This is a genomic window from Sphingomonas sp. CCH5-D11 (assembly GCF_001557395.1).
GTDB lineage: Bacteria > Pseudomonadota > Alphaproteobacteria > Sphingomonadales > Sphingomonadaceae > Sphingomonas.
Genome location: NZ_LSKH01000270.1, coordinates 15,794 through 39,279, shown reverse-complemented (window position 1 = coordinate 39,279; position 23,486 = coordinate 15,794). Strand labels below are relative to the sequence as shown.

The 23,486-nt window shown below is 65.6% G+C and carries 21 protein-coding genes; 14 read left to right on the top strand and 7 right to left on the bottom strand.

Annotated elements, in window-relative coordinates; genetic code table 11:
* Positions 1-227: 227 nt before the first annotated feature.
* Together AX702_RS16725 and AX702_RS22665 are read right to left on the bottom strand one after the other, a co-directional pair.
* On the bottom strand, positions 228-1,577 hold the full coding sequence (locus AX702_RS16725) for a putative O-glycosylation ligase, exosortase A system-associated (protein WP_066781432.1): 1,350 nt from the start codon (positions 1,575-1,577) through the stop codon (positions 228-230).
* Positions 1,570-1,710 carry a hypothetical protein gene (locus AX702_RS22665; RefSeq protein WP_177179071.1) on the bottom strand — a complete coding sequence of 47 codons (141 nt, stop codon included), beginning with the start codon at positions 1,708-1,710 and terminating at the stop codon, positions 1,570-1,572. The genes AX702_RS16725 and AX702_RS22665 overlap by 8 nt, the downstream gene beginning before the upstream one ends.
* An 89-nt stretch (positions 1,711-1,799) precedes the next feature.
* Between AX702_RS22665 and AX702_RS16720 the strand changes: the two genes are divergently transcribed.
* Both AX702_RS16720 and AX702_RS16715 read left to right on the top strand, forming a co-directional pair.
* Positions 1,800-3,005, top strand: coding sequence for a TIGR04063 family PEP-CTERM/XrtA system glycosyltransferase (locus AX702_RS16720; protein WP_066781430.1), 1,206 nt, complete (start codon positions 1,800-1,802; stop codon positions 3,003-3,005).
* Between the two features lie 31 nt (positions 3,006-3,036).
* Positions 3,037-3,945 carry a hypothetical protein gene (locus AX702_RS16715; protein ID WP_156455550.1) on the top strand — a complete coding sequence of 303 codons (909 nt, stop codon included), beginning with the start codon at positions 3,037-3,039 and terminating at the stop codon, positions 3,943-3,945.
* A gap of 14 nt (positions 3,946-3,959) precedes the next feature.
* Here AX702_RS16715 and AX702_RS16710 read toward each other — a convergent pair whose 3' ends face one another.
* Both AX702_RS16710 and AX702_RS22175 read right to left on the bottom strand, forming a co-directional pair.
* On the bottom strand, positions 3,960-4,277 hold the full coding sequence (locus AX702_RS16710; protein ID WP_066781426.1) for a hypothetical protein: 318 nt from the start codon (positions 4,275-4,277) through the stop codon (positions 3,960-3,962).
* Positions 4,274-4,468, bottom strand: a complete 195-nt coding sequence (locus AX702_RS22175) for a hypothetical protein (RefSeq protein WP_156455549.1) — start codon at positions 4,466-4,468, stop codon at positions 4,274-4,276. The genes AX702_RS16710 and AX702_RS22175 overlap by 4 nt, the downstream gene beginning before the upstream one ends.
* Before the next feature lie 65 nt (positions 4,469-4,533).
* On the opposite strand from AX702_RS22175, the gene AX702_RS16705 reads away from it, so the two are divergent.
* Positions 4,534-5,148 (top strand): S24 family peptidase, encoded by a 615-nt coding sequence (locus AX702_RS16705; protein ID WP_066781424.1) that lies wholly within the window; start codon positions 4,534-4,536, stop codon positions 5,146-5,148.
* A gap of 9 nt (positions 5,149-5,157) precedes the next feature.
* On the opposite strand, the gene AX702_RS22660 is transcribed toward AX702_RS16705, so the two are convergent.
* Complete coding sequence (locus AX702_RS22660) at positions 5,158-5,331, bottom strand: hypothetical protein (protein ID WP_197420657.1); 174 nt, start codon at positions 5,329-5,331, stop codon at positions 5,158-5,160.
* A 125-nt stretch (positions 5,332-5,456) separates the two neighbouring features.
* Here AX702_RS22660 and AX702_RS16695 point away from each other — a divergent pair, with 125 nt between their 5' ends.
* From AX702_RS16695 to AX702_RS16670, 6 genes are all read left to right on the top strand, one after another.
* Positions 5,457-5,666, top strand: a complete 210-nt coding sequence (locus AX702_RS16695) for a hypothetical protein (RefSeq protein WP_066781421.1) — start codon at positions 5,457-5,459, stop codon at positions 5,664-5,666.
* Positions 5,667-5,714: 48 nt separating this feature from the next.
* Positions 5,715-7,652 (top strand): autotransporter assembly complex protein TamA, encoded by a 1,938-nt coding sequence (locus AX702_RS16690; protein WP_231731911.1) that lies wholly within the window; start codon positions 5,715-5,717, stop codon positions 7,650-7,652.
* 41 nt (positions 7,653-7,693) lie between these two features.
* Positions 7,694-11,764, top strand: a complete 4,071-nt coding sequence (locus tag AX702_RS16685) for a translocation/assembly module TamB domain-containing protein (protein WP_231731913.1) — start codon at positions 7,694-7,696, stop codon at positions 11,762-11,764.
* Between the two features lie 123 nt (positions 11,765-11,887).
* Positions 11,888-12,466: a polysaccharide biosynthesis/export family protein gene (locus tag AX702_RS16680; protein WP_066781416.1), complete on the top strand. Its 579-nt coding sequence runs from the start codon at positions 11,888-11,890 to the stop codon at positions 12,464-12,466.
* Between the two features lie 38 nt (positions 12,467-12,504).
* Entirely contained in the window at positions 12,505-13,803 is a 1,299-nt protein-coding gene (locus AX702_RS16675) for an outer membrane beta-barrel protein (protein ID WP_156455548.1), read from the top strand.
* A gap of 44 nt (positions 13,804-13,847) precedes the next feature.
* On the top strand, positions 13,848-15,980 hold the full coding sequence (locus AX702_RS16670; protein WP_066781412.1) for a GumC family protein: 2,133 nt from the start codon (positions 13,848-13,850) through the stop codon (positions 15,978-15,980).
* Here AX702_RS16670 and AX702_RS16665 read toward each other — a convergent pair.
* Positions 15,968-16,885, bottom strand: a complete 918-nt coding sequence (locus AX702_RS16665; RefSeq protein ID WP_066781410.1) for a glucosamine inositolphosphorylceramide transferase family protein — start codon at positions 16,883-16,885, stop codon at positions 15,968-15,970. The genes AX702_RS16670 and AX702_RS16665 overlap by 13 nt on opposite strands.
* 219 nt (positions 16,886-17,104) lie before the next feature.
* Between AX702_RS16665 and AX702_RS16660 the strand changes: the two genes are divergently transcribed.
* Genes AX702_RS16660 through AX702_RS16640 form a run of 5 tightly spaced genes read left to right on the top strand, consistent with a single transcriptional unit; the run spans position 17,105 to position 21,616 of the window.
* The gene (locus AX702_RS16660; protein ID WP_231731909.1) at positions 17,105-17,569 is read left to right on the top strand and encodes a glucuronosyltransferase; all 465 of its coding nucleotides are present in this window, start codon (positions 17,105-17,107) and stop codon (positions 17,567-17,569) included.
* Positions 17,566-18,075, top strand: coding sequence for a glycosyltransferase (locus AX702_RS16655; protein ID WP_066781406.1), 510 nt, complete (start codon positions 17,566-17,568; stop codon positions 18,073-18,075). The genes AX702_RS16660 and AX702_RS16655 overlap by 4 nt, the downstream gene beginning before the upstream one ends.
* Entirely contained in the window at positions 18,068-19,432 is a 1,365-nt protein-coding gene (locus AX702_RS16650) for an O-antigen ligase family protein (protein WP_156455547.1), read from the top strand. Before AX702_RS16655 ends, AX702_RS16650 begins: the two co-directional genes overlap by 8 nt.
* A gap of 28 nt (positions 19,433-19,460) precedes the next feature.
* Positions 19,461-20,528 carry a glycosyltransferase family 4 protein gene (locus AX702_RS16645; RefSeq protein ID WP_197420656.1) on the top strand — a complete coding sequence of 356 codons (1,068 nt, stop codon included), beginning with the start codon at positions 19,461-19,463 and terminating at the stop codon, positions 20,526-20,528.
* Positions 20,528-21,616 (top strand): glycosyltransferase family 4 protein, encoded by a 1,089-nt coding sequence (locus AX702_RS16640; protein WP_066781400.1) that lies wholly within the window; start codon positions 20,528-20,530, stop codon positions 21,614-21,616. The genes AX702_RS16645 and AX702_RS16640 overlap by 1 nt, the downstream gene beginning before the upstream one ends.
* Before the next feature lie 7 nt (positions 21,617-21,623).
* Here AX702_RS16640 and AX702_RS22970 read toward each other — a convergent pair whose 3' ends face one another.
* Positions 21,624-23,012 carry a sugar transferase gene (locus AX702_RS22970; RefSeq protein ID WP_066781398.1) on the bottom strand — a complete coding sequence of 463 codons (1,389 nt, stop codon included), beginning with the start codon at positions 23,010-23,012 and terminating at the stop codon, positions 21,624-21,626.
* Between the last annotated feature and the right edge of the window lie 474 nt (positions 23,013-23,486).

Here is a 23,486-nt window from a genome sequence, read left to right as displayed (position 1 = left end):
GGGGAAGGTGTCAAACCGGGCAGGGTGCGAAAAGGCTTGACGATGCCGCTTTTCGCGATTCGGTCGCAAGAAGGCGCTCGTTGGGGCGGGTCACTCCCCGCTGCAGTCTTCCCGGCCTTGCGCCGGGATCCATCTTGCCGCGAGCGCTGGCGCTGGAGCCTCTTTGCTCGGCGCTTGCTGATCAGTGGATTCCGGATCAAGTCCGGAATGACGTGTCGGGCGGGAGCCTAGTTTTTCGCGAGAGCGGGCCGCTCGCGCCGCATCGGTCGCCACGCCGTCTCGCTGCGCCGCCGAGAGAGATAGGTGTCGAGCCCAATTTGCGCGCCGATCACCATGTAAAGGAACGACTGGAACGCGATCCCGACGAAGGCGCCGCCCAGCAGATAGATCAGATGCGCATGCTGCAGCGCCCCGGCGAGGCTGCCGGCCCAGGCGAACTCGCCCTCTCGGTAGCGCCGGCGAAGCACTTCCATGCGCACCACGCCGATCGCGTTGATCAGCAGCCAGATCGCAAGGCCGAAATAGCCCTGTTCGCCCAGCACCTCGAAATAGCTGGAATGATACGCCCGGCTCTTGTCCACCGTCAGGCTGCGCTGGACCGTCCGGTTCGCCCCTTCGCCGGCGACCTGCACCGTATCGTAGCGAATGCGGTTCTGCAGATAGGCGTCAAAGCCGCCGCCGAACGGGTGATCCTTCACGTAATCCCACGTCCACTTCCACACGGCGATGCGGGTGGAGGCGGATTCATCGGCCTGATACGTCTTGATCGTTCCCATGCGCTCGCTGAACGCGCTGGGCAGGAACGGGATCGCGACCATGCCGGCAAGGCCAAGCGCGGCAAGGTAGAGCATGCGCCGCTTCACCTCGCGCAGCATCAGCGCGGCGAGCAACGCGATGCAGAGCAGCCCCGTGCGCGCCGACGTGCCGACCGGGATCAGCAGGCAGGCGAAGACCAGCGCGCCGCAAAACAGCCAGACCAGGCGGCTGGGCGGATAAATGGTGCCGTGGCGGGCGAACCAGAGGATTACCGGGATGAGCGAGATGGCCACGGCCGAGATGATCGAGCTTTCGTACAGGCCCGAATTGTTGGCCACCATCAAGTTCAGCTCGCCATAGCCTCCCCCCGAAGCCAGCGTCTTGATGCCGCCGACGATGATGATCGAGCTGGCGGACAGCACGATGAACAGCAGCAACGCCTCGATCCGCAGCTTCGTGCGCAGCGTGAGAGGCAGGAACGCCGCGAAGGCGAGGTTCTTCCACACCCATTCCCACTTGCCGGCGGCCTCGATCGGGAAGTCGGCAGTGCGGGTAGTGATCCCGCAGTAGAGAAGGAGCAGCAGGATCAGTGCCTGGCGCGGGGCGAAGCGAGTGTCATTCTTGCCGTCCGCCACCAGCCAGCTCAGCATGGCAAGGCCGGCGGCGATCGCGGAGATCGGCACGCTGTTCAGCAGATAATAGGTGATCCGCTGCGGTGAGACGATGTCGATGTAGACATAGGCGAGCACGAAGATGAACGGCCGACGGAAACCGAGCCCGAACAACGTGACGAGAAATCCGATAAAGGCAAGATCACGCACGCGGTTGTCGCCCCGGCCTTGCGGGCCGCTCCGGCGGGGCGCCTTCCGAATCGAGATCGTCCCGGCGCAGCAGCAGCCATGCCGCCAGCAGCAGCAGCCCATGGCTGATCCCGAGTGCCAGATTGTCGATCATAAAGTTGGGTTCGAAGCTCCCGAAAGCATCACCCGCCTAAGCACGGGCAGTTGACGTGCCGTTAAGCGCCGTGATGGCAGCAGGCGACCATGCGCATCCTTCACGTACTCGATCACGGCCTCCCGTTGCAGAGCGGCTATACGTTTCGCACCCGGGCGATCGTGAAGGCGCAATTGGCACGCGGGTGGGATGTCGCCGCGGTCACCGGGCCGCGTCATCATCATGATGCCCCGCCGGTGGAGGTGGTGGACGGGATAACCTTTCACCGCACATCGCGCTCGGCGCAACTACCCGCGCCGCTGGGCGAAATGGCGGAGGTGGCCGCTTTCGGTCGGCGCATCACCGCAGTGGCCGAAAAGTTTCGACCGGACATCATCCACGCGCACTCGCCGGTGCTGGATGCGTTGGCGGCATTGCGCGCGACGCGGCGTCTGCGCGTACCTTTGGTGTATGAGATCCGCGCCTTCTGGGAGGATGCGGCGGTGGGCAATGGCACCGGCACGGAAGGCTCGCTGCGCTATCGTGCGACTCGCGCACTGGAAAGCTGGGCGGTGAAGCGCGCGGATGCGGTGGCGGTGATCTGCGAGGGGCTGAAGCGCGATTTGCTGGCGCGCGGTGTGGCGCCGGAACGGATCATGGTGTCGCCCAACGGCGTCGACATGGCGCTGTTCGGCGATCCGCCCCCGCGTGACACGGCGTTGGCCGAGTCGCTGGGGCTCGACGGTGAGGTGATCGGCTTCATCGGCAGCTTCTACGACTATGAGGGGCTCGACGATCTGATTGCCGCGATGCCGGCGCTGGTGGCGGAACGGGAGAAGGCTCAGTTGCTGCTGGTTGGTGGCGGGCCGATGGAAGAAGCGCTTCGCCGGCAGGCGGCGGCGTCTCCGGTGGCTGGGCGCATCCGCTTCGCCGGCCGTGTGCCGCATCAGGAGGTGGAGCGTTATTACAGCCTCGTCGACGTGCTGGCCTATCCGCGCAAGAAAATGCGTCTCACCGATCTTGTTACCCCCCTGAAGCCCTTGGAGGCCATGGCACAGGGCCGACTGGTGGCAGCGTCGGACGTGGGCGGCCATCGCGAGCTGATCCGCGACGGGGACACCGGCACGCTCTTCGCGGCCGATGATCCGGCGGCCATCGCGCAGGCGCTGGCCCGGTTGCTCGCCGATCGCAGCGGGTGGGACGATCGACGCGCCCGCGCCCGCGCCTTTGTGGAGCGCGAGCGTAACTGGTCCTCAAATATTTCCCGATACGAGCCTGTGTACCAGCGGCTGGTGGCAGCCGCGGCAAGAGGGTGACGTGATGGCCGCAGAACACCGCGGAACGGAAATGAGGCGGCTGATGTGGCCGGGCATCGTGCTGGCCGCGGGCGTCGTGATGGCAACGCTGGTTGCCGCCATGCCGCAGGCCATGCTCGACGTGCTGATGTGGCGCCTAGCTCTGCCCCATGTTCTGCCCGCCGCGACGCCGCCGATCGGGGCGATCGGCCGCATGCTGCTGGCGCTTCTGGTGCTCATTCCTTTCGTGGCACTGGCCGCTTTTGCACTGCGCCGGCGCGCCTTTCTGATTGGAGTTCAGCGCAAGCCGGCGCTGGCCAGTCCCGACATAGCACTTCGTATGCCGACGATCCGCCGCGCCGATGCACATCCGGACGCAGCGCCCCGACCGCCGATCCGGGCGGAGGAGGATCTCGGACCGCCGTTGCCGATGGTTGCGATGCCTGCCGCATCCCGCTCCTCCGCGCGTGCCGGGGAACAGGCTTTGCCACAGGATCTCGATCAGCTGCTCGCGGCCTTCGACCCGGTGGCCATCCCCGATGTACCGCGCGATCCGGTGCGCGCGGTGCCGCCGCTCGCGCCGCCGCCCCCGGTGGAGACGATTACGGCGGCATCGGTTCAATCTTCCCCGCCCGCCGGGCTTGATGCAGCCACGAAGAATGACGACCTCCGCATTATGGAAGAGCCGCGCCTGGATCAGCCGGATCCGCAGACTGGCGGGAACGCCGAGCCGCGAGTCGAGCCGGCGCGCTCACCAGCGGTCGGGAGCGGCGATTCGCTGATCAGTCTTCTTGAGCGGCTGGAACGGGGCGCCAGGCAGCGCAAGTCACCGGAACCCAGCCCCTCTGTCTCCCCTTCACCGGCATCCGTGCCTGCCGAAACGCCGGTTTCAGTTTCACCCCCGCCGCCGGAAAGCCTGAACGACACGTTATCGATGCTGCGGCGGATGGCGCGACGCTGACCGGTTAGTTGCGCTCAGGCGAGTTCGACGGTCAGAGCCTCTACTTCCGCGCGGCAGCCGCCGGCGCACTCGCCTTCCTCAATAATGCTGATCCCCGCCAGCAGTTCGCCCGGCAGTCGCACGTCCATTTTGCAGAGACCTGCGAGCCAAGCTTTGGCATCGGTGCCGCCTGGCAACGCCGTCAGCGTCAGCGCATGTTTTTGGCCGCTGAACGTGGCGCTGTGCCAGCGCCTCGCCCCGCGCTCCTCCACCGCCACGTTCAGGCCATGAAGCGTTGCCGACGCAGCGAGCGCTCGCGCCAGCAATGTTGCCGTGTCTGGCCTGCGCATCATTCGGCCTCCTGCAAGATGGCCTCGACCCGCGCGCAAATGCGAGCGCCGGGCATCCGTCCGGCGCGCAGATCGCGCACCAGTCGTGGATCGTTCACGGCCCGTCGGCCAAAGGTGGAGGGCGGTACGCCCGTCCGGCGAAGATAGCGATCGATCCTGATCAACAGCGACATGGCAGCCTCTCGAGTCTTCATGTTCGCTGTTTGTTCCGGCAAGTTTTCCAACTTGTCTAGGAAATTTCCTAGACTATGGTTCGGCCATGGCAGAAACGGTGGGTCAGACGCTGGAGCGATTGGCAATGGCGCAGGGCGTCAGCCTGTCGGAGCTTTCGCGCCTGATCGGTCGGAACATGGCCTATCTGCAGCAGTTCGTGCGACGCGGGACGCCTCGGCGGCTGGCTGAGCAGGACCGCCAGACCCTGGCGCGGTTCCTTGGCGTGGATGAAACCCTGCTTGGCGCCGCCCCGCGTGAAGCAGTGGTCGCCGTACCCTATCTGTCGGTAGCCGCGTCAGCCGGTCGCGGGCTGTCGGTGGGACATGAGCGTGCGATCCGGCGCGAGAGCTTTACGGCGCACATGTTGCGGGAGGCCGGGGTCGCGGCCTCGCATGCATCGTTGATCGACGTGTCCGGTGATTCGATGCAGCCGACGATCCTCGCGGGCGACCGACTGCTGGTGGACCGGGCCGACACCCGGCTGGTCGGCAGCGGGATCTTCGTTGTTCGCCGCGATGATGAGTTGCTGGTGAAACGGATCCAGCGCGCGGGCGCTGACCTCCTGTTGATCAGCGACAACGTGGATTACGCCCCGATCCGCTGCCACGCCGATGCGGCGGTGGTGATCGGCCGGGTCAAGCTGTTGCTGCGCCAGCCCTGAGCGATCGGCTCAGCCCCGACCCTTGAGCCAAAGCGACACGGCGGCGATCGAGCCGATGGCAAGCCCCGCCAGGAAACCGACCGACGGCTGCCCGAGCAGAAGGCCCACGATCGTGCCCACCATCAGGGACACGGCAAGCAGGAAGCCACCCGCAGAATTGGAGCGCTGATCGGGATCGGACATGCGGCGGGCCTTTGGCACGGGCGGCGGCGTATTGCCACTATCGCATCGTTAACCCTGGCCGTTCACCGGCTGGAGGATGTTTCTCGGGCAGGGTTCGTCGCATCACATCGAAACGCAGGCTGCCCTTGCCCCATCTCTATCTCGCCGATCGCCGCATGGTGGCGGAGGCTTCGTCGTTGATCCGCGACTTTGGTGTTTATGCCGCGGATGAAGCCGCGATCCGCGCCGACCGCAGCCGGGCAGCAGGTAATGTCGTGAGCTTCTGCCGATGGCGGCAGCTAGGTCGGCTGGTTCGCCTGCTTGAGACGGATCTGCCGGTCGGCACGGTGCATTGAGGCGCAGTGCCATTGCCGCTGGGCAAGCAAGGGCTTAGGGCAATGCGAATGTACGGGCGGGGCGGGCCGATCGGCGCTGCAGGTCTGATCGCGTTCCTCGCCGCGCAGCCCGTTGCGGCGCAACAGAGCGTCGTGCCCGCGCCGGAGCCGGCGCTGGACCCGACGGCGCCGCTCGCCGACATGCCGGATATCGGCGTCGCTTGGCCGGAATTGGGCACCGAAGCGCCGGAGATAGGGCAGGGGCCCGCACCGACCATCGGCGAGACGCGCTACGCTTGGCGCATCGAGGGGCTGGACGCCGCCGGCACGCCGCTGCTGCGCGAGCGGTTCGCGGCCTTGTCGGTGCTCGATCAGAATGACGAGGAGCCCGCCAACGCGGCGCAGATCGACCGGCGCGCGCGCGAAGATGCGGCGTTGCTGGTCACGCTGCTGCGCGCGGAGGGCTATTATGACGCGGAGGTCGAGCCCCGTCTGGAAACGGTGGAAGGGCGGCCGACCGTGGTTCTCGGCGCCACGCCGGGCGCGATTTACCGCCTGACGGACGTGACGATCGCGGGGGTCGAGGCCGCTGGCGACAAGGCGGCCGCACTGCGCGATGCTTTCGGCGTGAAGGCGCAGGATCCGGTGAACGCGGACCGGATCGCTGCCGGCGAAGCGAAGCTGCGGCTCGAGGTGGGAGAGCAGGGTTTTCCCTTCGCAACGATCGGCGAACCGATGGTGACGATCGACCGGGAAGCGCAAACGGCGACGCTCGACGTGAATGTCGCATCCGGAACATCGCGCGTGTTTGGGCAGATCCGCACGAACGCCGGCAACCGCGTCTTCGGGGCCGAACACGTGCAGGAGATCGCTCGATTCTCGCCGGGACAGCCCTTTTATGAGCCGGCGTTGGCCGATCTTCGCCGCGCGCTGGTGCAAACCGGGCTGGTGTCCGTCGCCGAAGTAAAGCCGGTGCCCGGTGCCACGCCCGAGACGGTGGATATCGATGTCCGACTGGAGCCGGCGCCCCCCCGCACCATCGCCGGCGAGATAGGCTATGGTACCGGCGAAGGCGCGCGCGTCGAGGCGAGCTGGACCCATCGCAACTTGTTTCCCCCGGAAGGTGCACTGACGATCCGCACGGTGCTGGGCACGCAGGAGCAGTTGGGCGCCGTCACCTTCCGCCGCAACAACTTTCAGGGCCGGGATCGGGTGCTCACCGGGCAGATCGCTGCCGCACACACCAACCGCGATGCTTATGAGGCGAATACCTTTTCCGTCTCCGGCAGCCTTGAACGTCAGACGAACATCTTTTTCCAGAAGACCTGGACCTGGTCGCTCGGTGCAGAGCTTGTCGCGACCGACGAGCGGGACGTCATCGTCTCCACCGGCGAACCGCGGCGGCGAACTTTCTTCATCGCGGCCGCGCCCACCAGCCTGACGTATGACGGCTCGGACGATCTGCTGAACCCGTCGCGCGGGTTCCGGCTGGGTGGACGCTTCAGCCCGGAACTGTCGCTGCAGGGCGCGGCGTTCGGCTATGCCCGCATGCAGATGGACGCCAGCGCCTATACGCCGCTGCGCGACGGAGTGGTGCTCGCCGGGCGCGTCCGGCTGGGAACCATATTGGGTGCGCCGCGCGACGCTATTGCGCCGTCGCGGCGCTTCTACGCGGGCGGCGGCGCGTCAGTGCGCGGCTATGGCTATCAATCGATCGGGCCACGCGATCCGAACAATGATCCGATCGGCGGACGCAGCCTGGCCGAGTTTGCGATCGAGGGCCGGATCAAGGCATTCGGCAATTTCGGCGTGGTGCCGTTCTTTGACGCCGGCAATATCTACACCGCTGGTTTTCCCGACTTTTCCGGCCTGCGCTACGGCGCCGGGGTGGGCGTGCGCTATTACAGCAACTTCGGCCCGATCCGCGTGGACGTGGGCACGCCGCTGAACCCTCAGGCGGGCGATTCCCGAGTTGCCGTTTATGTCTCGCTGGGCCAGGCCTTCTGATGCGCTGGTGGCGGTGGATCGCAGGCGGGCTGGTGGCCTTGATGGCTGTGCTGGCGGCCACATTGTGGATCATCGACACCGATATCGGCCACCGCTGGGTCGCGCAGCGGATCAATTCGGCCCGGCCGGATAACGGCCTCCGCTTCACCGTCGGGCGGATCGACGGCTCGCTCTACGGCGCGGCGGTGCTCCGCGACGTTCGGGTCCATGATCCCGAGGGGCTGGTGTTCGCGGCGCCCCGTGCAGAGCTGGACTGGCGGCCGTTCGCCTGGCTTTCCGATCGCCTCGACATCCGCTCCTTGCGCATTCCCGTGGCCATGCTGGCGAAACTTCCGCGCACCCGTCCGACGGGTCGTGCCTCGCCCATCCTGCCCGATTTCGACATCATCATAGGTCGGCTCGCGGTGGAGCGACTGGCGGTCGCACCGGCGGTCACGGGGGTCATGCGCAACGGACGGCTGACGGGTCGAGCGGACATTCGCGACGGCCGCGCCCTGGTTGCTATCGATGCAATGGTGGAGGGCAGCGACGCTCTTCGCCTGATGATCGACGCCGCGCCTGACCGTAATCGCTTCGACATGGATATACGGGCGCGCGGGGCGGCGACCGGCGTGCTGGCGCGGGTGAGCGGCATCCGCCGCGCCCTGGCTGTCGATGTGAGCGGCGAGGGGCATTGGGCGGCGTGGCAGGGTCGCGCCATCGCCTCAGCAGCTGGCGTGCGGGTCGCTGACCTCGAACTTGGCAATCGCGCAGGAACCTATACCCTCACCGGCAATCTGGCGCCAACGAGCCTCACCAAGGGCAAGCTGCAGCGATTGACCGCGCCGCGCGTGCTGGTGAATGGATCAGCGACCCTGGCCAACCGGCGGCTCGACGGAACGCTGTCGCTCCGGTCCAGAGCGCTCGTGGCCGAGGCGAGCGGTACGGCGGATCTCGCGGGCAATGCATGGCGCAATCTTCGCATTCAGCTGCGGCTGCTTCGGCCGGCCGCGTTGTTCCCCAACATGACCGGACGGGACGTGCAACTGCGCGCGGTGCTGGACGGCCCGTTTGCGACCGCCGCCTTCGATTACCGCATCACTGCCCCGCGCTTCGCCTTCGACAACACCGGCTTTGAGGGCGCGCGGGTGGCCGGCAAGGGGCGCCTGTCGCGCTCGCCGGTGCTGCTGCCCGCGCGCTTCACGGCTCAGCGGGTGACGGGCGTAGGCGACGTGGCAGGGGGCATCCTGCGCAACCTGTCGGTGGACGGGATACTTCGCGTCACCGCCACCACCGTCACTGGCGACGACCTTCGCCTCCGTTCGGACAAGCTGTCGGGCCGCATCAGCCTGGTGCTCGATCTGCGCACCGGCCAGTATCAGGTAGGGCTGAACGGCGCATTGGGGCGGTATCTCATTCCGGGGCTCGGCGTCGTTGACGTAAATTCAAGGCTTCGCGTCGTACCGGGTCCCGGTGGCCGCGGCACCAGAGTGATCGGCACCGGCACGGCCCAGATGGTGCGGCTCGACAATGGCTTCTTCCGCAACCTGGCGGGCGGACTGCCGCGGATCGTGACCGGCCTTGAGCGTAGCCCTGACGGTATCCTGCACTTTCGAAATCTGGTGCTGACCGGCCCATCGATCCGGATGACGGGCAACGGCTATCGCCGGCGGGACGGCACCTTCGTTTTCACGGGGGCGGGGCAGCAATCGACCTATGGTCCGGTGACGCTGCAATTGGATGGCAGGATCGAGCGGCCGAAGCTCGACCTGGTTTTTCAACGTCCCAACCAGGCGCTTGGCCTGAGAGACGTTCGCTTGCACCTCGATCCGGATCCGTCGGGCTTTGCCTTCACGGCCGCGGGGCGCTCGCGCCTCGGGCCATTCGACGGTGAGGGTAGAATACTTCTGCCACGGGGGCAGGATGCCCAGATCGCGGTGCGCCGCCTTGATGTCAGCGGAACGCACGCCGCTGGGGTGATCGGCATCACCGACGACGGCTTCGACGGGCGGCTTGCCGTTGCGGGCGGCGGCATTGACGGAGAGGTGCTGCTGCGCCCGGCTGACAGCGTGCAGCGGATCGAAGCCAACCTTGGCCTGCGCGCGGCACGACTCGCCGGTGAAGGGACGATCCGGCAAGGAAGGCTTCAGCTGGTGGCGTTGCTCAATCCCGCCGGCACCAGCATTGACGCGACGTTCAGCGGCGTCGGGCTGCGACGCGGCGCGCTCAGCATCGCGCGCGTCGCCGGCAATGCCAGGCTTCGCGACGGCATTGGCCAGATCCGCGCCTCGGCCGCCGGGTCGAGGGGGCGAGCTTTCGACATTCAAAGCGTGATCGATGTTGCGCCGGACAGCTACAGCATCGTTGCGCAGGGCACGGTTGATCGGCGGCCACTGCGGCTGGAGCGTCCGGCGGTGCTGACGCGCGACGGCGAAGGCTGGCGCCTTGCCCCTACAACCCTGACCTTTGCAGGCGGTGAAGGCACCATCTCCGGACGGTTCACGCCATCGGAAAATGCCGTGGACGCCACACTGGCCAAGATGCCGCTCGCCGTGCTCGACATCGGCTATCCCGGGCTTGGCCTCGGCGGCAGCGCCTCGGGCAAGCTGAGCTATGTCAGCGGGACCGGCGCTGCGCCGACCGGGCGGATCGACATGACGGTGCGTGGCCTGACACGCTCGGGGCTGCTGGCGTCCTCCGATCCCATCGACATGGGGCTGGCGGGCGTTCTGACCGCGGATCGCGCCGGTCTGCGCGTCGTTGCCGCCGCCGGAGGAAAGACGATCGGTCGCGGGCAGGCGTTGTTGCGGCTGGGTGACGGCGACCTTGTGACCCGGCTCACCCGCGCGAACCTGTTTGCCCAATTGCGATATAGCGGCCCGGCAGACACGCTCTGGCGGTTGAGCCGGGTGGAGCTGTTCGAACTATCTGGCCCTGTGGCAATTGCCGCGGACGTGCGCGGAACATTGTTCGATCCGGTTATCCGCGGGTCGGTGAAGGCGGTCGGCGCCCGGATCGAAAGCGCGACAACCGGAACGGTGCTGCGCAACGTGGAGGCGGAGGGGCGCTTTGCCGGATCCCGCCTCGCAATCGACCGGTTCGCCGCTTCGGCGGGGCGCGAGGGCAAGGTTGCCGGCGCCGGCTGGTTCGACTTCGCTGCGCGCGGCGGCATTGGGTTGGATCTCAACGTCAATGCTGATCACGCCGTTATGATCAATCGCGATGACATAGCGGCCACCGTCACTGGCCCCTTGCGTTTTCAGTCCAGCGGGCAGGGCGGCACCATCTCAGGCACCGTGCGGCTGAACCGCAGCCGTTACCGCCTGGGTCAGGCAACGGCGGCCAGCGCGGTTCCAAAGCTCGCCGTGCGTGAAATCAACCAACCGGACGGTACGGACGATCCCGACCAGCGGGACACGCCGTGGCGGCTGGATATCAAGGCGCGCGCTGCCGACCAGCTTGTCGTTACCGGCCTTGGCCTGACCAGCGAATGGTCGGCCGATGTCGCCATTGGCGGTACGCCAGACAATCCGGCGATCAACGGCCGCGCGGATCTGATTCGGGGCGATTACGAATTTGCGGGGCGCGAATTCGACCTTGCGCGCGGTGTCATCCGGTTCGCAGGCGAGGTGCCCGCCAATCCCGCGCTCGATATCGAGGCAGATGCCGACACCACCGGTCTCAAGGCATCGATCCGGGTAACGGGCGTGGCACTGAAACCGGAAATCACCTTTGCCAGCACGCCCGCCTTGCCGCAGGACGAGCTGCTGTCACGATTGTTGTTCGGCACGTCGATCACCAACCTGTCGGCGCCAGAGGCGTTGCAGCTCGCCGCCGCAGTGGCGGCGTTGCAGGACGGCTCCGGCGGATTGAACCCGATCAATGTGGTGCGGCGCGCCGCCGGTCTTGATCGATTGCGGATCCTGCCGGCTGACCCGCAAACCGGCCAGGGCACGTCGGTGGCGGCAGGCAAATATGTTTCGCGACGCCTGTATGCAGAGATCGTCACGGACGGGCAGGGCTATTCCGCCACCCGCGTCGAATTTCAGGTGACGAGATGGCTGTCCCTCCTGTCCAGCATTTCCACGCTTGGACGGCAGAGCGCCAACATTCGCGTGTCGCGCGACTATTGAGGATTAGCTGCAACGGTGATTGGTTAACGATGCCGTTAGAACGTTCGAATGGCGTACGCACATTGCGTCCCTTGCCGGGACATGCCAAGCAAAACTCCGCCGTCTCCAACTTCTCGAGGCTTCATGCTCCTGCGCCCGGCGTTCCTGCTTGCGATTACCTTCCTGTTCTCTGCCTGCGCTGAGAAGGGCGACGGACCCGTTCTCTCCTCGGGAGATCGCTATGTAGCGACGGCGTCAGCCGTGAACGACTATCGCCTTGGTGTTGGCGACAAGCTGAAGGTGACGGTCTATAACGAGCCGAACCTGACGGGCGAGTTCTGGGTGAACCCGGACGGCACCGTCTCCTTACCGCTGATCGGCAATGTTCCCGCGCTGAACAAGCCGGTGGCGGCGATCGCGGCTGACGCCCGCACGCGATTCGCTGACGGCTATCTGCGTGATCCCAAGGTCGCGATGGAAGTTGTTGTCTTCCGCCCCTTCTACATTCTGGGCGAGGTCTCGACACCGGGACAATATCCTTACGTGACCGGCCTGACGGCCATGAACGCGGTGGCGCTGGCCAAAGGCTTCACACCGCGCGCCAACCGGGACGTGGTTCGAATCCGCCGACAGGGCGAAACCTCAGAAATGAATTATCGCCTCACGCCGGAACTGATCGTCTATCCCGGCGACACGATCCGGATTGGTGAGCGGTTCTTCTAAGGTCTGACCGGGGGGTGTCGAGAAAGCGCGATACGGCTGTGGCGCGTCAGCGTCCCGCGCTCGCGCTGGCGGCCTTTGCGGTTGCCGGCGCACCCGCCGTTGCGCACGCGCAAGATGGTCTGATCATCCAGTCTGCCATTCCCCAAGGCTTTGATCGCGACCGCAACGTCAGCGTGGAGGCACGGCCTCGCCCTTCCTATACGCCCACCGGGGTCCATGTCGGCGGGCTGATGTTCTTTCCGCGCCTGGAAACCAGCGCGGGGGTGACCAGCAATGCCTATCTGACGCAGCAGAATGAAGTGGAAGCGCCTTACGCCTCGCTCGAGCCATCGCTGCGGGTCGCGTCGATCTGGTCCCGCCACTCGCTGCAACTCAATGGCTCGGCGCTCCTCCGCAATTATGTCGGCGAGAGCAGGCGCAATGAGCGGCAATGGAATCTCGGCGCACGTAGCGAAGTGGAGCTGGGCCGCGCCTTCACTGTCACTGCCGAGGCGAGTGCGTCGCAGAGCTTCGAGAACCAGTTTTCAGGCGAAGTCGCCTCGAACGTAGCGGCGCTTTCACGCTTCCGCCGCGACTTTCTGTCAGTGCGCGGGGAATATACGAGCGGCCGGGTGCGCAGCTTCGTGGTGGCGGATTACTCAGATTTCCGCTTCGCCCCCGTCCGGCTCACCGACGGCGCATTGCGAGACCAGGAGAACCGTAACCGCAACGTCAGCCGGATCACCGGGCAGTTCGAATATGCCCGTACGCCCAGCGTCTCCCTGTTCGCGCAGCTTGGCTATGTCGGCACGGCGTTCGACGGCGACATCGCGAGCGCCGGCACGCTGGACTCGAACGCGGTGCGCGCGATCGGCGGCCTCAACATCGACCTTGCGGGACGCATGCGCGGAACGGTCAGCCTGGGCTACAGCATTCGCGATTATCGCACGGCGGGGTTCGACAGCGTCAACGGCCCGATCGCAGAAGCTCGCGTGGAATTGTTCCCGTCAGAGCGCCTCACGATCACCACAGGGGCACGGCGCACGGTGGAGGATTCCACCTTCGGCAACCTGACCCCCCAGCCGTTCTGGGACAATCGGATCACGCTGGGCGGCGACTATGAACTGCTCAACAACCTGATCCTATCCGCCGACGGGCAATATGCCCTGCAGACGTATATCAACGAAGACCGCAAGAATTCGACCTATCGGCTCGCCACGCGCGCCCGTTACCTGATCTCCCGCCGCATGACGCTGGAGGGGGCGCTGAGCTACTCCAAGCGGGATGCACGCGGCGTTCAGGCCGGCAATGACGCCGGAGAGGGACGGCTCGAGGCGGGTCTCACCTATCACATGTAACAACCCTTCGAGCCGCACCGGCTCAAGACCGAGGCCAGACGAGCATGGAAGTCAGACACGAAGCCGACGAATATGAGGCGCGCCTGGCAGACGTCATCAGCGTCGTGCGCGACACGATCCGTCGGCGCTGGAAGGTTCTGGCGGCGGTCACGGCCGCCGTGTTCCTGGTGGGCGTGCTCGCCGTGTCCTTCATGACGCCGAAATATACGTCCACGGCCAAGGTGCGGCTGGATCCGTCGCGCAACCCCCTTGCCAATAACGCGCAGGCGACCCGCGCCGAACTGACGCCGGAGGCGATCGAAACGGAGGTGACGGCGATCCGCTCGCTCGATCTCGCCCGCTCAATCGTCCGCGCTTACGGGCTGTCAGGGGATCCGGAGTTCACCAAGGAGATCGAGGGGAACATCGGTAACATCGGCACCACGGAAACGCGCGAGAACGCGCTGGCCGCGGCCGTTCTGTCGCATCTCCAGGTCGATCGCGAGAAGCTGACCTACGTTCTGAACGTGCGCTTCACGTCCGTCGATTCGCTGAAGGCAGCGAAGCTCGCGAACGCTTTCGCGGATGGCTATATCGAGAGCCGCACCACCAACAAGGTGGGCACTGCCGAGCGCCAGAGTGAATGGTTCCAGCAGCGGCTGGAGGAACTGGGCAAGCAGGCAAGCGAAGCCGAAGCACGCGCCGCGGACTATCGCGCGCGCGCCGGCATCGTGGAAAGCAGCGTTGCGAACAGCACTGTCGGCACGATCAACGATCAGCAGGTGGCGCCGCTTGCCAGCAGCCTCGCCACGGCCGAGTCAGATGCGGCTGCGGCGCGATCGAACCTTGCGGCCGCCCGCTCGCAGGTCGCCCGTGGCGGGCTGGACGCCGTTTCCGAAGTTCTGGGATCGGCCGTGATTGCCGACCTGCGTCGTCAGCGGGCAGAGGTATTGCGCAGCCGCGGCGAGGTGGAGGCGCGCTATGGCGAGCGTCACCCGGAGAGCATCCGCGTTCGCGATCAGCTCGCCGCGCTCGATGCCCAGATCCAGGCGGAGGCGCGACGCGTCGTCGGCGCGCTTCAGGCGACGGCGTCTGCCGCAGAAGCGCGCGCAGACAGTCTGCGCGGATCGCTGACGCAGCTGGAGCGTGAGCGTGAGCGCAGCGCGCGCGATTCGGTAACGGCCGCAAGCCTGGAGCGTGAAGCGGCGGCCAAGCGCGCGCTGTACGACAAGATGTCGCAAATGTCGCTGGAGAGTGCCCAGGCCGCTCGTCTGTCCATCGCCCAGGCCGAGGTGATCGACCGGGCCGAGCCGCAGCCCCGGCCGACCTCGCCCAACAAGCCGCTGCTCTACGCCCTGTCGCTTCTCGTGGCGCTGGCGGCGGGCGCGGGTACCATTGCAGTGATGGAGATGACCAGCGGCGGCTTCCGCTCGGTAGAGGAGGTGCAGGACCAGCTCGGCATTCCGGTGCTTGCCGTGGTGCCCAAGGTGTCCAAGGGGCAAAACCCGGCCGATCTGATGCTGGAGCGGCCGACCTCCATGTTCGCCGAATCCTATCGCATCGCCCGGGCGGCGGTGTTGGGGGTGAAGGGAACCCGTTCCCCCAAGGTGATCGCGATCACCTCATCCCTCCCGGCAGAGGGCAAGACGACGTCCGCCGTTGCCTTCGCCCGAACGTTGGCGACCGCTGGCGCCAAGACGCTGCTGGTGGAATGCGACATCCGCCGTGCTGCCGTGCGCCAGATCGTGCGCACGCCGGTGCCCGCCGTTGGCCTTGTTGAAGTGCTGCATGGCGAGGCAAGCGTCGACGAAGCGATCCACCCCGGTGATGTGCCGAACCTTGATCAGATCCTCGTGCTGAGCCCGTATTTCTCGGCGGAGAATTTGTTCGGCGAAGGGCGGATGGAGCAGTTGCTCGGTACGTTGCGGGAGCGGTACGACCAGATCGTGCTCGACCTCCCGCCGCTGATGGGTCTGGCGGACGGACGTTTTCTTGCGGTGCTTGCCGATGCCACCACGCTGGTGATCAAGTGGAACAGCACCCCTGTGGCAGCGGCGGTTTCATCGCTGAACTGGCTGCGTAGCGACGGGAGCAATCCGGTCGGCGCGCTCTACACGCAGGTCGATCCGTCGGCCCAGGCCGTGGGCGGGCTATATTACTACTCCAAGCAATATTCTGATTACTATCAGGCGAACTGAACGCCCGTGCGTGCCTGCCTGCGCCGGAGCCAGCGCTCCGGCCAGGCGGCAAGCGCGGGTGCGGAAAAGCGCATCTGTTTCACGTCGATCAGTGACACGGGACCCGCAGCTGACAGTGTATGACAGCCATGGATGAACGGTGCCGCTACGGCAGGCGCGGCGAGCGCGCCGGCAAAGCTGGTTGCCGTGCGCGCGGGCGTCAGTTGATCAAAGCGGAGCAGGCGCAGGCCGGTGCCATAGCTGCCCTCACACCGCTGCACCGGCAGGTGAACCATGTCCTGCATGACAAATGGAGTACCGCCCGGGCGAAGCCCCCCGTCGTCGATCAGGATCGGATTGGCCGGATGGGGATGCCATGGCCCCTCCAGCTGCTGCGCATGGGCCGCGCACAGGCTGGTCAAACGCCCCGCGGGCGGATCTGCCGGCGCATAGAACAGCCACCAGTGTCCTTCGTGCCGGATCAACGATGCATCCAACGGGACATGATCCAGCGTGATCTGCTTTGTCCGCTCCCACCGGAACGGAAAATCTACCGCCCGATAGAGCCACAGAGCGCCGGATTCATGCGCTTCGGGCAGCATCCAGGTCTCGCCGTCCGCTTCGAAGACGAAGGGGTAGGAAAGGTGCCAAGGCTCCCGGAGAATGACCTGCTGGTCCAGGATGGAGAAATCCTCGTCGAGCACCAGAACGTCGATCTCGCCAAGCCCCGTGCGAAAGCTGAAGCTTTCGGCAAAGATATGCAGCCGTCCCTCCCGCCACAGGCCAAACGGATCGGCCAGATAGTGGAGGCTGGAGCGGTTCGGCAGCCAGCGTATCTGCGCGATATCGAGCGTGCCGGCTTGCGCGATGCTGATCGCATCGGCGGCCACGATGCCGCAGCGCCAGAAATCCTTTACTACCTGCATCGAAGAATACCTGCGCCCTGTTCACCAAATGCGGCATGGAGACCTGTGCGAAGCCGCTCGATCCAGATCAGCGACGGACCGCACACCCATACCGCCGCGCTTGCGATAGCATGATCGCTCGCGTACCCATCTGGAGCTTAATGCGCCCTCAAATTGTGTCGAGGGCAGGGATCACAATCTGGGTGCGTTGGGCGCCGGTCGGGGGCAGAAGTACGGTCGGTGTCGAATAGACAGCCATCCCAATTCACGGTGCTCGCAATCGCCTCCGGCGGCGGGCATTGGGAAGAACTGATGCTTCTGCGCCCGGCGCTGAGCGAAGGGCGGGTCGTGTTCGCCACGACCAATCGCGAGCTTGCGGTTCGCGACGGGGTGGAAAAGGTCCATTTGCTGCCGGATGCCAACCGCGACGAGCCGCGGCTCGCCTTGTCTTCAATGATCGCTTCGGCCCGGCTTGTCTGGCGCCTACGCCCCCATGTGGTGGTGACGACCGGGGCGCTACCGGGCCTGTTCTGCCTGATCTTCGGCCGGCTCACGGGCGCGCGAACGGTGTGGATCGACAGCATCGCGGCGTCGGACCGGCCGTCGCTCAGCGGCGCCTTGGCGCGTCCGTTCGCGACCCGCTGGTACACGCAGTGGAAACACCTGGAGACCGCCGCGCGCGAATATAAGGGCGCGCTTCTGTGATCCTGGTGACGGTGGGGACGCAATTGCCCTTTGATCGCTTCGTGCGGATCATGGATGGCCTGGCACCCGCGCTGGACGAGCCGGTATTTGCCCAGACGGGTCGCGGCGCCTACCACCCCGTCCACATGCGATCGCAGCAGGTGGTCGGCCCGATCGAGTTCGAGCGGTTGGTACAGCAATGTACGCGTATCGTGTCGCACGCCGGCATCGGCACGATCGTGATGGCGCAGAAGCATCGCAAGCCGCTGATCCTCTTTCCGCGCCTTGGCGCATTGGATGAGCACCGCAATGACCATCAGCTCGCTACGGTGCGCGCACTGAGCGGACGGCCGGGCATTCATTGCGCCTGCGATGAAGCGGAACTGGCCGCGTTGGTGGCGCAGCGCCTGCCCATGCCCGAGCCGGTGAGCGACCTGCCGGAGCGGGATCGCTTGCGCAGCGCCGTTGCGACGTTCATCGGCGAGCAGCACCGCTTGTTCGCAGCAAAGGGCTCTCGTCTTGTCTGACGCCGTTCAACCGCCGGATCATGCCGCACCCTTGCTCGCGCGCCGCCGCCGAAAACCGCTGAACGCCCGGACGGCGGAGGCGCGGGCCTGGACGGATTGGATCGCCACCGCGGGCTTCACCGCGTTGTTGGCGTTGACGATCCTCGGCCCCTCGATGACCAGCGAGAATTACGGCCTGCAAAGCCAGATCCGCATGGCGGGATACCTCCTGATCGCGCTGGCGTCGCTCATCGCGCTGGAGCCGTGGCGGCGGCCGGAGCGCCTGCTGGTTGTGCCATGGCCGCTGTTGGTGGCGATCGGCTGGTGCTGGCTCAGCCTCCTCTGGGCGATCGAGCCCGCGGTGGGGCTGCGGCGGCTGGTGCTCACCTCCTTGGTGCTTTGGTCCACCTTTGCGCTGGTTCGAAAGCTCGATCTGGAACGATCGGTGCTGCTGGTGCGGGGCGCGCTGGTGATCACGCTGGTGGCAAATTTCGTGGTGGCGCTGACCGATCCTTCCTTGGGCATACACCCGGTAAACCCGAATGGGCTCGACGGAGATCTCTCCGGCGACTGGCGTGGAATCATGATCCAGAAGAACTACGCCGGCCTGACCTGTGCGATGACGATCCTGCTGTTCGCCTTTCACGCGGAGCGGGTTCACCTGGCGCTGCGGATCGGCGTGATCGCGGCAAGTGCCGTGTTTCTCTACCTGTCCGATTCCCAGACGTCGCAGATCATGGTGGTGGCAAGCCTGGTCGTTGGTGGCCTGTTCACCTGGCTGGCGCAGACGAAGGGGCGGCAGCGGCTGGCCCCAGCAGGGATCGCATGGGTGCTACTCGCCATTCCCGCCTTGCTCTTCGTCAGCATGGCGATCGATAACAGCCCCTATCTGGAGATGCTGACCGACCCGGCCGGCTTCACCGGACGCACTCAGATCTGGACCGCCCTGATCCGCTTTTATGCCGATTATCCGCTGTTCGGCGCCGGCTATGGCTCCTTCTGGGACTTGGGGCCTACAGGGCCGATCTTCCAATATGCCAAGGGCTGGGTGACGGAGATCAGCCAGGGCCATAACGGCTATCTCGATCTGTTGGTGCAGATCGGTTTGCCGGGCACGCTGCTGGTGCTCTTTGCCACGTTGGTCTGGCCGACGCAGCGGCTGCTGCGCGGCGGGGATCATCCCGTGCGGCCGCTTGCCGCTGCGGCCTTCATCTTCTGCCTCGGCCACAATTTGACCGAGTCCATGCTGTTCGATCGGGATTCGCTGAGCCAGGTGTTCCTGCTGATCGCTCTGGCATGGTTGTGGATGGCCACCGCCAGCGATGTGGCGGGCGGGAGAGCACCCCGCGTGACCTTGCCGCTCGCTCGGCAACGTTGAGCCGGCGCTGCCAAGGGGGATGGCAGGGATGCGGCGTATGCTGGTGCTGGGGGGCTCGCACGCGCATTGGGGCGGGCTGGAATCCTATTGCTCCCGCGCGACGGAGGCGGTGAACGCGGCGGATGCCGGCTGGATGGCGGAGTGGCAGACGACCGACACGGCCTATCTGACGCCGCGGCAGTTGCCCCGCGCCGCCGGACGCCTTGGCGTCCTGCCGCGAGCGACCGGCGCGAACATCGATCTGGTCTGGCTGCAGTGGAGCGCGATCGCGGACCTCGCATTTCTGTGGCAGGCGCGCGCGCTTGGCCTGCCGGTGATGGTCACGCCGCATCTTGGCGCAAATGCGCGGTTGCAGCGCGTTCCCACCTTGCGCGGCACCTGCCGAGCCCTGCTGCGCGGCGCGGATCGCCTGGCGCTCCTGTTCGCCGAGCAGGAGAGCGAGATCACGCTTCCTGATGGCGTGCCGCGATCACTGGTCCGCACCTTCCTTCCTCCCGCTTGCCTTGCAACACCATTGCCGGACCGCAGTGGGCAGGTGCTGCGACTGGTCCATGCCGGCCGTTTGTCGGAAGGGAAGGGGACCTTTCGCGCGGTGGCGCTTTGTGCCGCTCTTCGTGAGAAAGGCATCGCCGTATCGGCGCAGATCATCGGGCGCTCGGACGCCCGCACCATGGCCGCCCTGCGCGGCGCCATCGCGGCGCACCAGCTGGATGATGCCGTCGAACTGATCGAATGGGTCGATGAAGCGGAACTGATCCACCGGCTGAGCCAGGCGGACGTTCTGGCGCATCTTTCGACGCTCGACAGCTTTCCGCTGATCGTGCTGGAGGCGCTTGCCATGGGCGTTGTCCCGGTCGTCGGTGACATGGCTGGGGCGCGGTCCATGGTGGAACTGTACCGTGGCCATGTAGCGCACGACAGCACGGTGGAGGACGCCGCGGCGTGGCTGGCGGCGCGTTCGTGCGAGGCATTGCGGCAGGAAGGCAGGACGGCGGCGCGTGCCGTCCGCGCCGATTACGGATGGCAGGTGTGCGCGGAACAGGTGATCTCGTCCGCCGAAGAGACGCTGGCGAGCCGCAATCGGCAAGGCTGCTGATGCAAAAGCCCCGCCGCATCGTGATGGTCGCGCCGCATTTCGAGGAATATGCGCTGCGCCTGTCGGTGGCACTGGCGGATCATGCCGAAATGCTGCTGATACTCAACACGGATGTGCTTGGCGGGGAGTTCGCCGGGCGCAACATGCCTTCGCATCCCCGGCTCTCGATCAGGCACAATGGCTTTGCTTCGGCGGCCGAACTGACCCGGCTACTCTGGACCATTTGCCGCTTTCGCCCAGACGTCCTGCATTGGCAGGAACCGTCCGGCTTCATCAAGGCGGCTTTCGCGGGGGCGACAGTGATGGCCACCGGGAAGGCCACGCGAACCGCCCTCACCATCCATGATCCCGTGCCCCACGCCGGCCGGGACGCGCGGGTTGCGGCGCGTCTGGCGCCGCTGCGCCGCTTCACGCGGGCACGCGTCGATCGACTGTTCCTGCACGGGCCGGCCTGCGCGGATCAGTATCAGCGGGCGTATCTCGGCACGGATCGGGCGGACGATCGGGTCCGGCTGACCGAACACGGCGTCCTCCTGCCGCCGCCTGAGCCGCACGCGCCGCCGGATGACTGCCGCGTGCTCATGTTTGGACGCATGGAGGCGTACAAGGGGCTGGATACGCTGGCAGAGGCGCTTGAGCATCTGTCGCGCTCGGGACGGAGCATTCGGGTCGACATTGCGGGGATGGGTCCGGAAATGGATCGTTTGGAGCCGCGGTTGCACCGGCTGCCGGGCGTAACGGTCAGGAACATGTTCGTGCCGGCCGCATCGTTGATCGAGATGATCGGTGCGGCGAGCTGCGTCGTGCTTCCCTACAAGGAGGCAAGCCAGAGTGGGGTGCTGGCGGCTGCCTTTGCGAGCGGACGTTTCGTGATCGCCTCAGAGGTCGGCGGGTTGGTCGATCTCGTGGAGCATGGCAGCAACGGCCTGCTCGTGCCGCCCGACGATCCCATTGCGCTCGCTGCCGAACTGGCGCTCGCCGCCGATGACCGTGCGCTTCGCGAGCGGCTGAGCAAGGGGGCGGCTGAAACTGCGGCTACCCGCCTCGACTGGGGGCGGATCGCAGCGCGATTGCTGGCGGACTACTGAGCGCCGCTCAAAACGCGTTGCGGTGAACCACCACTTTCAACGTGGCGAAAAGGATCATCACGTCGCGCATCAGGCTCCAACCGTTCACATATTCAAGGTCAGCGTCGAGCCGGTTCACCAGATCCTCGCGCCGGTGAGTCGCCCCGCGAAAACCGCGTACCTGTGCAAGCCCGGTCAGCCCCGGCTTGCAGACATGGCGATGGTGATAGCGCTGGTCGACTTCCCAGAAGAGCTTGTCGCCGGCCAGCGAGCCGATGGCATGCGGGCGCGGGCCGACAAAGCTCATGTCGCCGCGTACGATGTTGAGCAACTGCGGTAGCTCGTCGATGCTCGTTGCCCGGATGAACTTGCCGATCCGCGTGACGCGATCATCGTCGCGCATGGTGGAGACGTTGCCGTCGCTGTCGCAATCCGACTGACGCATGCTCCGGAACTTGTACATGGCGAACAGGTGGTTACCCTTGCCCACGCGGGTCTGGACAAACAGCACCGGGCCGCGGCTGTCCAGTTTCACCAGCAGCGCGACGAGCAGCAGCAGCGGCGCCAGAAACAGCAGCGCCGGGGCGGCGATCATCAGATCCAGCATACGTTTGAGGAGGCGTTCGCGCAGCTTCAGTCCACCGCCGGAAACCAGCACCGAAGCGATCCCGGCGAAGTGCTTGTTCCCGATAACGCCGATCGTATCCAGTTCGGGCACCAGAAGCTGCGCCTTCACACTGGTTCCCTTGAGCACCATTGCCCAATTCGCGCGGCGCGAGGGCGGGCAAGCGACATAGACTTCGTCGATGCCCTTCAGCTGCCGGGCGAGGCGATCCAGCGCCAACGGATGAATGGTGGTCTCCGTCTTTTCGACGGGCTCGCTGGAGACGATCTTCAGCCCCTCTGGCAAGGGAATGTTGACGCCGTCGATGATCAGCATGCGGCTGAGAGCGGCGCCGCGAAACACGCGCTCGCTCCACAAACCGATCAGGCTGCGGGTCAGCAGGAGCAGCGTCGCCGAGAAGACGAAGCTGAAGCCGGTGCTAAGCCGCGAGATCGGAGACACTTCCTTCAGCAGGAAGGCGACGAAGATGGTGATGAGGAACGCGGTCGATAGATTGGCGAAGGCGATCCACGCAGACGAGCGCCAGCGTTCCAGCGTCGTGGCCGAATAGGCGCGCGACTCCAGCAGGAGATAAATCGGCAATACCGCCGCAACCAGGCCGAAGCTTTCCGCCGGCAATCCGCGAACATCGGCGAGCGTGCGCCCGATCGCAAAGCCAGTTCCGAGTGAAAGAATATCACCCGTCAGCAAAGCGGCATAAAAAAACAGTCGCTTGGACCGCTTGTCCTCACTGGGTGCGGTGTCCGTTTCTACTGGCCTGAGCCAATCCTGCGACGAAAAGATGTCGGACATGGAATAACATGCCCTCCTTTGCTGTTCCCCCTGAGAAGCACTTTCGGAACGGCAGCCATCCGGCACTTGCCCCCCGCCGACCGTCTCTTCTTGTGTGACATTGCATTGCTTGGCGCGACGCCTTGGTCAAGCGCAAAACACGTATCCATTTTGGTTCAAAAAAGCCGCCGATAGCCACTGATGAACGCCAGCGGAACAGAAGTTCCCTTTGCGCGTACTAATACGACAAGAAGGGCGTAAACCCAGATAGTTGGAGAGGATGGCGCAGCGAGCGTTCGGTGCGCCGGAAGAGCCAATGACCCGCTGGTCAGCGCTGCTAATCTTGGACTGGCGCGAAAATATTCGGCGCGTTCGAACGCCGAGGGGAAATCGCTCCTAGAATGGTTGAAGGATGTTGGGGCGGTATCGATGAACAAGGATAGGAAGCAGGTTCGTTTCGTGATGTCCTATAAAGACGAGGCCCGACGCTTCGGT